Origin of the sequence: Bacillus alkalisoli (assembly GCF_002797415.1) — a bacterium.
GTDB classification, from domain to species: Bacteria; Bacillota; Bacilli; order Bacillales; family Bacillaceae_I; genus Bacillus_CD; species Bacillus_CD alkalisoli.
Map to the genome: position 1 here is coordinate 711,246 of NZ_KZ454944.1, position 13,186 is coordinate 724,431.

Genomic DNA, 13,186 nt, shown 5'->3' on the forward strand with positions numbered 1-13,186 from the left:
TAATAAATTTTGAGGTGAACAAAAATTGAGTAATTTTACAACGCTCGGTATTTCTGAGCATTTAATACAACTATTAGCAAAACAAGACGTAAGAACGCCAACTCCTATTCAAGAAGAAACGATTCCGGTTTTAATGAATGGACAAGATGTTGTAGCACAAGCAAAAACAGGTACAGGGAAAACAATCGCATTCCTTTTACCGATTTTAGAAAAAATTAATCCACAAGCTACCCACATTCAAGCTCTAATTGTAACGCCAACTCGTGAGTTAGCATTACAAATAACATCAGAACTAGAAAAGTTATCCCCAAGCGGTGGAGAAATCAACATTTTAGCAGCGTACGGTGGACAAGATGTGGATAGACAGATTAAAAAGTTAGCAGGTTCCATTCACATTGTTGTTGGAACACCAGGACGTTTGTTAGATCACATTCGCCGTGGAACGATTGACTTGAGTGAGATAACGACACTTATTTTAGATGAAGCAGACCAAATGCTTCACATCGGTTTTATTAATGAAGTAGAAGATATTATAAAAGAAACGCCATACACAAGGCAGACTGGCCTTTTTTCTGCAACGATTTCGAAAGACATTCGTAAACTTGCAAAACGCTATATGAGTAATCCACATCACATCCAGATTCGGGACAAAGAGAAAATGGTGGAGCAAATTCAACAATATGTGGTGGAAACAACAGACCGTAAAAAGCAGCAAGCATTATGTAAAATGGTCGATGAGATGCAGCCGTTTTTAGGTATCATTTTTTGTCGCACGAAAAGACGTGTGAGCAAACTGCAAACAGAGATGAAGGCGAAAGGCTACAATACAGATGAATTACACGGAGATCTTTCCCAAGCAAAACGAGAAAATGTCATGAAAAGGTTCCGCGAAGCAAAAATCCAATTGCTTATTGCAACAGATGTAGCGGCGCGTGGACTAGACGTTGAAGGAGTAACACACGTTTTTAACTATGACGTGCCAGAAGATGTGGAAAGCTATATCCACCGCATCGGTCGAACAGGTCGTGCCGGAGAAGATGGAGTGTCGGTTACTTTCGCAGCATTAAAGGATAAGCAACTTTTAGAAATGCTAGAAAAAGGGATCGATAGAAAGATTGAACGAAAAGTGGTAGAAATTGCAGAAGTCGAAGTAAAAGAACCTCGAGACAGAAATGCAAAACCTACAGATGCAAAAGAAAGAAAAGAACGCAATATCGAAAGAAATAAAGAACGTTCAGGTTCTGGTCGCAGTAGTTTCGGTGAAAGAAAAAACGCTACTGGTCGAGAAGAAGGACGAGGCAGAGACAACGCACGTAGAGATGATAGAGGACCAAGAACTGGTGAAGCTTCATCTAACCGTAGTGACCGTTTCTCTAAGAGCGACGGACCACAAAGAGGCAGCAGAGGTTCTAGTGGAAGAAATGCTAGCGGAAGCAAACCTTCAAGAGGTGGAGCTTCATCATCTACCTCCAACCGCGGCGGAAGAGGGAGAAGGTAATAAAAAAGTCGAAGGCATATACCTTCGACTTTTCCCTTCTTATTAAACACCCATTTTACGACGCTGGTTACTCGTTTTCTTCGATTGCTGACTAGCTAACTTCTTTGTAGAAGTGTTGCCACTCACCGCATTCTTCCCACTTGCTTGTTGCTTTTTGTTTGCTAAAAGCTGTTTCGCCGCTTCTACTGTACTTAATTTCTTTTCAGTCATTTTATTCGAACTCCTTTTTGCTAACTTCTTTCTATTATAAAGGATGAAAAATGATTAATAAAGTAAACGAGCATTCTATGTCGAAATATATTTACAAGCTAATCTTCTTGTAGCACAAAATGAAGTTTGGTAAAATGTTCATTACGTCATTAGTTTTCACCTACTAGCAAAAACGTAAAGCCTAACAACTAATAACGAACGACTAACACCTAAAAGGGGGGAAAGAGATGCCAAAAGGTAGTGGTAAAACAGTCAGTCAAAACAAAAAAGCGTACCATGATTATTTTATCGAAGAAACATTTGAGACAGGCATGGTGCTTCAAGGTACAGAGATTAAATCGATACGTGCAGGTCGCATAAACATGAAAGATGCGTTTGCCCGCGTGCAACAAGGGGAAGTATTTATACATAACATGCACATAAGCCCGTATGAACAAGGAAACCGATACAATCACGAACCTTTACGTACTCGTAAGTTATTACTTCATCGCCGCGAAATCAATAAACTTATTGGAATGACAAAAGAAGAAGGATACACGCTAGTTCCACTAAAAGTTTATATGAAAAATGGTTTTGCTAAGTTGTTAATAGGACTTGGTAAAGGAAAGAAAAAGTACGATAAACGTGAAGATCTAAAACAAAAAGAAGCAAAACGCGATATTGAACGAGCATTCCGTGATCGTCAGAAGATGTGATCTAGCTATTAGCTGTTAGGCGTTAGCTTTAGGAAAACTAAAAACCTAACCACTAATAACTAACCACTAACTATTGATTTACAAAAACTTACAATTGAAATGTTTTGTGAGTATGGTATAATGAATTTGTCGCTGATAATTAGTGACACATTGACAATTTAATAGCTAATGCAAATTTAGTTTTGAATTATCATCCCGTTATTCTCTCACTTCTAGATCAATTTAAAATTTGACTCTAGAATTTTTGGCAAAGGAGAAGCGAGGAGGTCGAGGAAGCTGAAGATGAGAACACCGGAGTTTATTTTGACATAAATGAGGATGTTATCAGCTGAAGCTGACGAAGAGATCCGACGCTTATCGTTTGACAAACCGAGGGGACGTTACGGATTCGACAGGGATAGTTCGAGCTTGGGTTGCGAGTCGGGGGGATCGTCCTCGTCATCAACGTCAACGCCAATATAACTGGCAAACAAAACAACAACTTCGCTTTAGCTGCTTAATAACAGTCTAATGCGGTTCCTCCCTCCATCGCTCATGTGGTAGGATCAGGGACTCACTCTTAGTGGGCTACGCTTGCGATCTCCGTCTGGGGTCAAAAGAAGAGAACAATCAGACTAGCTGCTTGGAAGCCCGTCAATAGGCTGAAGAGTTAGCGAAATACTAATATATTGACTACACTCGTAGACGCTTAAGTGGCGATGTTTCTGGACGTGGGTTCGATTAGTAATTAGTCGCCTTATGTGGTAACACATAAGTGAAAATCTGGCTTTATCGGTGAAACCTAAGTCGCACATCGTGGCGATAAGGCAATGCCGAGCGGTATGTGGAGTAATCCAACAGCCGTGTATCGACTCATAGGTTGCCATTCAGTGGTAATACTAGGATGCGAAATGCTACCAAGACTTTGGTAAAAATAATGTTTCGTATAATACGCCAGAGGACCTATTCAAACAATAGGTTCAAGATATAGTCAGTGCCATGACGAAAGCATGGAAAAGCACGTCCCACCGTCTCCATATACCAAAAGAGTAAAGACCAGTCTAATTGACTGGTCTTTTTTACTTCCTAAAGGTCAAAAAAGCTAGATTCAAAAGCAAGCTTTTGTTCTAATTGTTCCTTGTTGTATTTACCATTTCGTAAAGTTACTTTATCGTACATACTTAATATCCATTCAGCTCTTTTACGTTTACAATTAACTCTTAGAAATGGATATGTAGCACGAAGAGTTTGAAAAACTTCATTTTTCGTTTTAACACTAAGTGAATATGAGTTTTTATGAACTTGTGGTTTGTAGTTTTTCTTTTTGGAGATTGAACCACCAATTAAATCTTTCAGATATATAAGTAGCTCTAAATCTGTAGAGGCAATAGTTATGCAAGGCCGACGAAATTCATTAGCGTGAATTCTACTTAACGTTATGGACCCTTCACCATCAATAATTCCAGCAACATAAGCAGCTTCCCAAACCTCCATTATTTTGGCCTCCTTATAGTTATAAACACCACATACTTATTATTTAACAAGTTACCAACAGCTTTTCAATAAATTAACAATCAAATATTTATAAGCAAAAAAAAGAATAAAGTGCATTATGCACCTTATTCTAACTATACTTCACCTTCTTCCCACCAGGCTTCTTCCACTTCTTATTCATAATTAACGTTACAATACCAATAATGACAACAAAAGCCAAACTGATAAAAAATCCAAATCGAATCGTACTGTTTAGCAACGTCCCACTAACTGCAATCAATATAATAACAATACCTGACCAAGCTAATAGTTTATTCCACAACTTAATATCTAAAATCTTTAAGGAAGAAAAGATAATAAATGACCAGTTATACAACAACAACAACCCTGCAGCGGTCGTAATATATTCAAAAATTTTACCGGGTAACACAAGAGCTGCGATAACAGAAGCAAGCAACCCCGCGACACCAAGACCGATTGAAGGCAACGGCAGCTGCTTAAATTTTTCTAATTTCTTCGCAAACAAACTCGGCGCATCGCCATCTTCTGCTAACGTCACTAACAAAGTAGTTACACCGAATAACGCTGCAGTCATGGTGGAGAAACCAGCGATAATAATTGCTCCATTGAACACATGAGGGAAGAATGACAAGTCATAATTCGCAAGTGCCGTGACGAATGGACTTTCTTTTTCATTAAAAGCCGAATGAGCAGCTAACGTAACGGCAAATCCTAAAGAAAGAACATACACAATTAATAAAACAAGCAACATGATTTTTCCAGCCTTTGGTGCATCCTCCTTGTTTTTCAATCGGATAGCCATTAACCCAATAACTTCAATACCACCGTACGAGTAAAAGGCATAAATAAGGGAAGACCAAAGACCTTTCCAACCTTTTGGCAACCATTCATTCACCGAATTAGGTACTCTTAATGGCGCATCTCCTTTAATCCAACCGAAATAAATAGCCAATGCAATGACGATGAACATAACAATTGCGGATAATTTAATGATTGCTAAAAGGTTCTCCACCTTGTCAAAACCTTTTGTTCCGAGCATCACGACAATAATAGCTAAAATGGCATATCCTGCAGCAAAAATCCAAAGTGGAACGTCTGGAAACCAAAATTGAGAAAGGAGACCTAACGCTGTAAGTTGACTCCCCATAATTAAAACGTTGGCACTCCAGTAATTCCAACCACAGCTAAATCCAGCCCATTTGCCAAACGCTTTATCGGCGTAATAGCAAAAGGAACCTTCCTGTGGATCTTCTGCGGTCATTTTTGCTAACAGGTTATACACAATATAGGTTCCTGCTGCAGCAACAATAAAAGAAATAATAATGGAAGGGCCAGTATGTTTAATACCTAAGGCGGAACCGAGAAAGAATCCTATTCCAATCGTACAACCAATCCCAATTAGAGAAAGTTGCCACCATTTCATCGTTGCCTCATTATTTTGTTGTGGAGTTGTACTACTACTATTCTTCGTCATAACGATCTCCTTAACTAAAATAATTTACCAAAGTGCGACTTTTGGTGGCTTTACATGTTTTACAAATTTCCATACAAGAATTCCAATTATAATCGCAAGTACCGCCGCTGCAATAAAACTAACAGTTAAGTAACTTTTCATCACAACTGACATGATTGGTGGACCAGCAGCTACCCCAATAAACCTGGATGAACTATAAAAAGAAGAAATGGTACCACGTTCGTCTTTCTCAATATTTTCAGTGATTAATGCATCCAAACATGGCAAAATAGCTCCAATACCGATTCCGAGCAAGCTAGAAATAGCTAAAAGAAGAACAAGCATTTTTGTCGTGATACCGACAAATACAACACTAATAGCAATTAACGCTAAAGAAATGAGAACAATCTTTTTCATCGTATCTACATCGCCTTTTATTTTTCGACCAGTGATAAAGGAAGCGATGCATAAAGTGAATAGGGGAATAGCCAGTACAAAACCCTTTTTAATTCCATCTAGATTATGGGTTTTCTCCAGAATATCGGATAAATAAAATAACACTCCAAATAGGACTAGCATAGCGAATGCCCCAACAATAAAAGTTGTATAAAGCCATTTCCCTTCTTTCTTAAAAGTTTCTTTTGTTTTGACGATAAAATCTTTTAAAACAAGAGGGTCCTCCTTTTTCTTTGGCACTTTTATAAAAAAGAAAACAAGAAGAATGGATATTAAACTAAAGAAAGAAATAGAGAAAAAGGGCAAAAACCATAATATTGCTGCAAATAAGGAACCTAATATCGGACTGAGCACTTTCCCGAACGTATTGGATGTTTCTATAATACCGAGACAAGAACTTGTTTTTTCATCATCGTCTTTATATAAATCTCCAACCAATGGTAGGATAATTGGTGTTGCACCAGCGGCCCCTACTCCTTGGAGAACACGACCGATAATAATCCACATAAAAGGATCCTCTAATTTCCAGGAAGCAAATCCAGAAATTAGCCCACCTAATAATGCAATTATTAAGCTGGGAAGGATAATTACTTTTCTTCCAAACCTGTCTGATAAGTAACCTGCAATTGGAATGAGAAAGATGGAAGCAACGGAATAACTTGTAATAATCATGCTCGTTTGAAAAGATGAGATTCCAACCTTCTTTTCGAAAATAGGGAGTACAGGTATTAACATCGAATTTCCTAGTGTCATGACGAGAGGTATGGAAGCCATACTTACGACACACCAGGCACCCACCTTTTGGTTGTTTCCATTTGCGTTTTCCAACTCTACCCCTCCAAAAAAAGCTATAAATCGAACTCCATTTTATTGTTTCTTTACAACGATTTTTTATGATAGTAAAAAATAGCACCTGTTATAAAACCACCTGACGGTTAAGGCATAACAGGTGGTTTTGGTTTTAGTATTAAATTAATTGAAAAGAAATAGCGTCAATGGATTCAATTCTACCTCTCCACCATGTAGTTGGACCTTTAGGCATAAGTTGTCCAGGACCATCGGCACCGATATATGTGGCATCTTTTAAATGAATAAATGTAGCGGTTGTATCACTATCATCTTTTTTGTCTTTTGTTTCTTCTTTTGATTTTTTGTAGGCATCTCTTAAGTCGCCGAATTTTTTCGTTAATATGTTAGACATTGTGCGGTCTTCGATTTCATCTACTGATTTAAGAACGCCGTCGTAATAAGTGGACGGACCGATCAGGATACCAGAAACGATGGCTCCTTTTATATTTACTGTGATTCCGACTTCAAATCCGTCTTCGTCAGCTAATGTTAATAGCATTTGTAGGACGGCATCATCTGTTGCGACATTTTCTTCTTTGCTTGCCAAGAAAATCACCTCGACTATCTCTATAATTCATGTTGTTGACAATTCGATAACTAATCTAGACCAGATTGCCTTGCAAAAAAGGTCATAATGGACTTGAGAGAGCCAATCAAGACCGTTCCTGCTAAAAAAAGAGCTTAAGATGGTCGTGAGAGAGCCAATCAAGACCATTACTGCTAAAAAAAGAAAGATGGTCGCCAGAAATTTGCGCCACATTATATACAAGTTTACTTCTTTCAACCTTTATAATTTGTATAGATTAGCACTTTTTATTCATATTGGGAATCTTCCAAAAGATGGGATTAGGTATTTAAGTTAAAAAAGAAGTCTTAAATTTTCGTTTCTCTACATAGAATGTACAAGTTATCGATTTGTAGAGGTGATGAAGGTTGAGTGTAAGTATATTAGTTAGTTACATATTTTTAGGTTTGTCCTTGGCAGCTCCGATTGGTCCAGTTAACTCTGCCCGGTTGGATAAGGGTATTAAAAATGGTTTTTGGCACGCTTGGATTGTTGGTGCAGGTTCGATGGTCGCTGATGCTATTTTCATGTTAATTGTCTACATGGGGATGGTGCATTTTTTAGATATTCCGTTCGTGCAAGTATTTCTTTGGTTGTTTGGCGGGTTTATTCTTATTTATTCAGGTATGGAAAGTATTCTAGGCGTTAATTCCATTACTATAACGGCAATTAGAAAAAAAGAGTCGTTACTCAAATGTTTTCTCACTGGCTTTATTATGTCTATTTCTAGTCCATTATCTATTTTATTTTGGCTTGGTATCTATGGCTCCATTTTGGCTAAAACTGCGCAAACAAGTGGGACTAGCCAGTTGCTCCTTTATAGTTGTATGATTTTTATCGGGTTAACGTTATGGGATATATTTGTCGCAGGGTTAACTTCAGGGTTTCGAAAATATTTAACAAGTACAAGCTTAAAGGTAATTTCTGTTCTTTCCGGAATCTCTCTATTAGGTTTCGGAGTTTACTTCGGATATCAAGGGTTAAGAGCGCTATTTGGTTAAAAAACTTTTATGGACAATTCGAGGAAAAGAACATTAAAAAGTGGTCTTAAAAAATTTTATATGGACAACTTAAGGAATAAAACATTTGAAAGTGGTCTTTAAAAATATTTTAAGGAAAAATAAAACGAAGAAAATAGTCTTTAAAAGAGTCCTGCAAAATAAAAAACAAAGCAGCCCACCCTAAAGTAGCTGCTTTGTTCTTATCATTCATTACTTCTTGTCCCCCACCAAAATAATCGCATTCACCTATTGGATGTTTCATCCTATCTTCTTAAGCGTGCTGCAGCTGTTGTTCGACCAGCAAATCCGCCAACGAGTACGAATCTTCTTTGTAATAGGTAAAGCCTCACAAATAAAATTCAGTTTATATACCTATATAGGTATATCTTTAAGATTTCCTACCAATCAAATTTGTGAATAAATTCACAAATAAAATTCATCATATTTATGGACAAGAACGAAAATACTAAAGTTAGATAAAAGGAGGGAATACGTTGAATACTTTACCTAGATTAACTTCTTCCGAAATAGGAGTCATTTGGGCTGCTTACCAAGAAGCCACGATGACAACCTGTTTTTTAAAATATTTTATACGTACGGTGGATGATTGTGAAACGAACATTTTATTAAAGGAATGTTTAAAGAAGGAAGAATTATTCATTGAAAAACTAGTACATGTGATGAAACAAGATAACATGCCAGTTCCAGTAGCATTTAGTGATAGTGATGTGAATCTAGAAGCTCCTCGTTTGTTTTCAGACGAGTTTGTCCTATTTTATAAAATGGGTTTAGCGAAAATTGGACTTATTAAAGACAGTACATCACTAAGTTTGTTATCACGAGTCGATTTATTGAAACTTTTTAAAGCTCGTCTAGATGAATGCTATGAAACATATGAAACGACGACAATCCTCTTATTAAAAAGGGGGTTATATGTGAGGCCACCTTATTTGTATCCACCTGAAGTCGAGTTTGTTAAGGGGAGTGGATATTTAGGAGGGACACTTTTCGGAAAAAGGCCACTAAATGTAATGGAAGTGGCCCATCTAGTAATGAACAATAACTACAATTTAATAGGACTAATGCTATGTACTGGATTTAGTCAAGTGGCCGAAAATAAAGATGTAGTGAAACATATGGTAAAAGGAAAAGAGATAACGAAAGAAATTATGGCGATATGTTCGGATTTTTTGATGGAATCAGATGTTCAAGCACCGTCAACATGGGATGCGGAAGTTACTTCATCAACCGTTGCTCCTTTTTCGGACAGACTCATGTTATTTTATATCGCGATGTTGAGCGAGGTAGGATTAAATATTTATTCTACTTCATCTGCTGCAAGTTTAAGAACAGACCTTCAAGTAGCTTACGCCAAAGTTTCTCAAGATGTTGCTTCATTCACGAAGAATGGAGTCGAATTAATGATCAAATTCCACTGGCTAGAACAACCACCAACATTTCCGGATCGAAACAAGCTTGCAAAGAAGTAGCGATTAGAGGTTAGTGATCAGTGGTTAGCCAAAGCCTGATAAAAGCTAGCAGCTAACCACTAGTCACTAACCACTATTTATGAGCTTTTTGATATTTCTTTAGTGCATCAATGATTGTATCTTCATAGTCTTCGGTAATCAGTTCAATGCCGTAATAATATTTGTTCATTTGATTTTTTTGCCACATAATCTCGCCAACTAATGTAAGCTGAATCTCTTCAATATTTACGTTAACAGTAAGCTCAACTTGCTGGTTAGCTGGAAGATACAAAGAAGCTTCCATTTTCATCCCACCAGGACTAATATCATGTATTTTTGCATCGCCATTTGAAGATTCAATGGGCTTATTGTTTACTTTACTAATATGAAAAGTTGCAGGCAGTGGCACACCAAATTCATAGCGAAATGCTTCATTACGTTTAAATTTCATTTTTCTCACTCCAAAAAAAGAACTTGTTTTATGGAAGTCTAAGATGTGGTTTCTATACTATAGACTTTAACGACTCCTATCGGTCCTGACAACAACGAATATGCTACTTTACCTATAAATATTTAAAAGAAGATATTTTTGTTCACAATTACTGAAGGAGATATCAGAATGAAAAATAAATTACTTATTCTATTAGTCATCCTACTTTTCGGTGGAGGGGTTTCGACTCATGCAAATGAATCAAGACTTCCTGAAGCCCCAATCTACATAGATGGACAGTCTATCACAACTAAATATATTATGCGGGACGGACACCTTCTTGTTCCTGCCCTATTTATCAAACATACCGGAGCATATGTTGACTGGGATCCCGAGTACCGTTCCGTTGTTTTTCGCAACGGTTCCACCCTTTTTGCTCTCCCTGTTGAAAAAAAACATTCTGATGATTACATAGGCGGAATATGGAGACGCTATCCATTACCAGTGGATACGGTTGAATTTTTAGGAGAGCCATTCGTGCCTTTAATAGATGTAACACGAAAGCTAGGCATGACGGCCCGCTATGACACCATATTAAATAGAACGTATATTTCATCCAATATGACGGTAAAACGAAACCATATTAATAGAACAAACACGTCTGAAAAACTTGTTGCCTTAACATTCGATGACGGACCAGACGATTATTACACTCCACGTATGCTAGATGTATTAAAGGAAAAAGGAGTTCCAGCCACTTTTTTTGTAGTTGGTAGGAAAGTCGATGCATTTCCTCAAATAATGAAGAGAATTGTTGAAGAAGGCCACGGAATTGCCAACCATAGCCAAACACATCCAAATTTAAGAAATCAATGGAGTTCAAATGTACGAGCACAAGTAAACACAACCCAAGAAACAATGGCAAGAGTAGTTGGACGGCGACCAGATATATTCCGCCCACCTTATGGATCATTGACGAAAGCAGATGTGGTAGTTCTAAACGAACTCGGCATGAAAAATATTATGTGGTCCGTAGACACAGTGGATTGGAGCGGTGCATCAGCTGATGAAATACTGAGAACTGTGCACCGCGACATTACACCAGGGGGTATCATTTTACAACACAACTTCCAATCTAACTCTCGCCTACTAGACGGATCACTAGAAGCACTCCCGAGAATCATCGACGAACTAACAGCCCGAGGCTACAAGTTTGTTACAATACAAACGTTGTTGTCACAATGAGGTAGGATAATGTACTTTATTAGCAGTCTATAAAGATCATTTGCAAAAAAAGTGATCATTTTATGTAAATTACTTATAAAGTAATTAAAGACTAGTCGGAGTTACAGGAAAAATTGGTAAAAGAGTGATAATAAGAAATTTTATCGGCGGAAATTCTGGTTTTATCAGCGGAAATTGGGATTCTATCGGCGAAAATAAGAGTTTTATCGGCGAAAACAGAAGTCCAATCGGCGGAGGCTTTTAGTTTATCGGCGAAAACAATGTTATATCAGCGAAACGTCCATTTTAACGGCGATTCTAATGTTATTGTCAAGAAACCAAGGGGGACAGGTCATGCCTACTGATAAAGTCAACCTTTTCAGTAGGCACGATAGCGAGCGCCTCGTGCTATCATCAACAATTAGAAATACATACTTATTCATATAGTCGTGATATGTTTTTAAAGACAGAGAAAAAATATTTCTATAAGTGTTGACAAAATACCTATAGGGGTATATGATTATCACATGAACAACAGCAAAACACAAAACAAACTAGGAACAAAACCTAGTCTGAACACACGGAGGTGACATATATGCAGTATGAAGCAAACGTAAAAAACCGTTTGAAAAGAGCTGAAGGCCAAATTCGCGGAGTGTTGCATATGATGGAACAAGAGAAAGATTGCCGAGACGTAATAGCTCAGCTAAATGCAGCAAAAACCGCCATCGACCGAGTAATCGGTGTAGTCGTTAGTACCAACTTGGAACAATGTGTACGCGAACAAACATTAAGCGGCGAAGAAACAAGCCAGCTAGTAAAAGAAGCAGTGGACCTACTAATTAAGAGTAGATAAAGTATTGACACTATTTTTTATACATGTTAGTATACCTGTAGGGGTATTGGTAATGACAGTAACCGATTTACTTCAGACATTCTTCCAAAAAAAGATTGTTGACAACAGCTAACAGACTTGTTAATATACCTATAGGGGTATATTAACCGAAACAATGAACGAGCATTTCGGAATTACCTTTTTATTTTTAGTTTTCAGCATACCCATAGCGGTATAAGTAATATATACAAAATATTTCAGGAGGTAACAGATAATGAATGCAAACAAAGTATTAGATGTAAAAGGTATGGCTTGCCCAATGCCATTAGTAAAAACAAAAAAGGCTTTAAACGATCTTGCATCTGGTGAAGTACTAGAAGTAATTACAACGGATAAAGGTGCAAAAACAGATCTAACAGCTTGGACAAAAACAGTTGGACACGAACTTTTAGATAGCAAAGAAGATCAAGACGTATTCACATTTTATATTAAAAAAGGATAATAAGGGGGAAATTAATAATGACAGTAGAAACGAAAAAAACAACAATCGTATTATTTTCAGGTGATTATGATAAAGTAATGGCAGCTTACATTATTGCAAATGGTGCAGCTGCATATGACCATGAAGTAACTATTTTTCACACTTTCTGGGGATTAAATGCATTACGTAAAGAAGAATTAGTACCAGTAAGTAAAAACTTCATCGAAAAAATGTTTGCAAAAATGATGCCTCGTGGCGCAGATCGCTTAGCACTTTCTAACATGAACATGGCTGGTATAGGTCCTAAGATGATTAAAGGTATAATGAAAAAACATAACGTTCAATCATTACCAAGCCTAATTGAAATGGCTAGAGAACAAGATATTAAGATTGTTGCTTGTCAAATGAGTGTTGATTTATTAGGATTAAAGCATGAGGAAATGTTAGACGGAATTGAATATGCAGGAGTTGGAGCATATTTAGCTGACGCTTCGGAAGGTAATGTTAATTTATTCATCTAAGGGTG

15 protein-coding genes and 1 other RNA gene are annotated in these 13,186 nt (G+C 37.3%); 9 read left to right on the forward strand and 7 right to left on the reverse strand.

Annotation, left to right across the window (positions count from 1 at the left end):
* Positions 1-25 precede the first annotated feature (25 nt).
* Positions 26-1,498 (forward strand): DEAD/DEAH box helicase, encoded by a 1,473-nt coding sequence (locus CDZ89_RS03290; RefSeq protein WP_100333269.1) that lies wholly within the window; start codon positions 26-28, stop codon positions 1,496-1,498.
* Between the two features lie 42 nt (positions 1,499-1,540).
* Here CDZ89_RS03290 and CDZ89_RS19870 read toward each other — a convergent pair whose 3' ends face one another.
* Positions 1,541-1,708 carry a hypothetical protein gene (locus CDZ89_RS19870; protein WP_198508225.1) on the reverse strand — a complete coding sequence of 56 codons (168 nt, stop codon included), beginning with the start codon at positions 1,706-1,708 and terminating at the stop codon, positions 1,541-1,543.
* Positions 1,709-1,935: 227 nt separating this feature from the next.
* Between CDZ89_RS19870 and smpB the strand changes: the two genes are divergently transcribed.
* Together smpB and ssrA are read left to right on the forward strand one after the other, a co-directional pair.
* Positions 1,936-2,403: an SsrA-binding protein SmpB gene (gene smpB / locus CDZ89_RS03295; RefSeq protein ID WP_096156691.1), complete on the forward strand. Its 468-nt coding sequence runs from the start codon at positions 1,936-1,938 to the stop codon at positions 2,401-2,403.
* 381 nt (positions 2,404-2,784) lie between these two features.
* Positions 2,785-3,126, forward strand: a transfer-messenger RNA (tmRNA) gene (gene ssrA, locus CDZ89_RS03300).
* 342 nt (positions 3,127-3,468) lie between these two features.
* Here ssrA and CDZ89_RS03305 read toward each other — a convergent pair.
* The 4 genes from CDZ89_RS03305 to CDZ89_RS03320 form a co-directional block, all read right to left on the reverse strand.
* A complete protein-coding gene (locus CDZ89_RS03305; protein WP_100333270.1) occupies positions 3,469-3,876 on the reverse strand; it encodes an LAGLIDADG family homing endonuclease in 408 nt (135 codons plus the stop codon).
* A 130-nt stretch (positions 3,877-4,006) separates the two neighbouring features.
* Entirely contained in the window at positions 4,007-5,371 is a 1,365-nt protein-coding gene (locus CDZ89_RS03310) for an amino acid permease (RefSeq protein WP_096156693.1), read from the reverse strand.
* A 24-nt stretch (positions 5,372-5,395) separates the two neighbouring features.
* Positions 5,396-6,580: an MFS transporter gene (locus CDZ89_RS03315; protein WP_096157069.1), complete on the reverse strand. Its 1,185-nt coding sequence runs from the start codon at positions 6,578-6,580 to the stop codon at positions 5,396-5,398.
* A 193-nt stretch (positions 6,581-6,773) separates the two neighbouring features.
* Positions 6,774-7,202, reverse strand: coding sequence for a hypothetical protein (locus CDZ89_RS03320; protein ID WP_100333271.1), 429 nt, complete (start codon positions 7,200-7,202; stop codon positions 6,774-6,776).
* 386 nt (positions 7,203-7,588) lie between these two features.
* On the opposite strand from CDZ89_RS03320, the gene CDZ89_RS03325 reads away from it, so the two are divergent.
* Positions 7,589-8,221 (forward strand): LysE family transporter, encoded by a 633-nt coding sequence (locus CDZ89_RS03325; protein WP_096156695.1) that lies wholly within the window; start codon positions 7,589-7,591, stop codon positions 8,219-8,221.
* 109 nt (positions 8,222-8,330) lie between these two features.
* Here CDZ89_RS03325 and CDZ89_RS19875 read toward each other — a convergent pair whose 3' ends face one another.
* The gene (locus CDZ89_RS19875) at positions 8,331-8,483 is read right to left on the reverse strand and encodes a hypothetical protein (RefSeq protein ID WP_198508226.1); all 153 of its coding nucleotides are present in this window, start codon (positions 8,481-8,483) and stop codon (positions 8,331-8,333) included.
* Between the two features lie 232 nt (positions 8,484-8,715).
* Here CDZ89_RS19875 and CDZ89_RS03330 point away from each other — a divergent pair, with 232 nt between their 5' ends.
* Positions 8,716-9,711, forward strand: coding sequence for a DUF3231 family protein (locus CDZ89_RS03330; protein ID WP_100333272.1), 996 nt, complete (start codon positions 8,716-8,718; stop codon positions 9,709-9,711).
* A 73-nt stretch (positions 9,712-9,784) separates the two neighbouring features.
* On the opposite strand, the gene CDZ89_RS03335 is transcribed toward CDZ89_RS03330, so the two are convergent.
* Entirely contained in the window at positions 9,785-10,141 is a 357-nt protein-coding gene (locus tag CDZ89_RS03335; RefSeq protein ID WP_096156697.1) for a PilZ domain-containing protein, read from the reverse strand.
* Positions 10,142-10,309: 168 nt separating this feature from the next.
* Here CDZ89_RS03335 and CDZ89_RS03340 point away from each other — a divergent pair, with 168 nt between their 5' ends.
* From CDZ89_RS03340 to CDZ89_RS03355, 4 genes are all read left to right on the forward strand, one after another.
* Positions 10,310-11,365, forward strand: coding sequence for a polysaccharide deacetylase family protein (locus CDZ89_RS03340; RefSeq protein WP_100333273.1), 1,056 nt, complete (start codon positions 10,310-10,312; stop codon positions 11,363-11,365).
* Between the two features lie 574 nt (positions 11,366-11,939).
* Positions 11,940-12,200: a metal-sensitive transcriptional regulator gene (locus tag CDZ89_RS03345; protein WP_096156699.1), complete on the forward strand. Its 261-nt coding sequence runs from the start codon at positions 11,940-11,942 to the stop codon at positions 12,198-12,200.
* 253 nt (positions 12,201-12,453) lie between these two features.
* On the forward strand, positions 12,454-12,681 hold the full coding sequence (locus CDZ89_RS03350; protein WP_096156700.1) for a sulfurtransferase TusA family protein: 228 nt from the start codon (positions 12,454-12,456) through the stop codon (positions 12,679-12,681).
* Positions 12,682-12,698: 17 nt separating this feature from the next.
* Positions 12,699-13,181 (forward strand): DsrE/DsrF/DrsH-like family protein, encoded by a 483-nt coding sequence (locus CDZ89_RS03355; protein WP_096156701.1) that lies wholly within the window; start codon positions 12,699-12,701, stop codon positions 13,179-13,181.
* Positions 13,182-13,186: the final 5 nt, after the last annotated feature.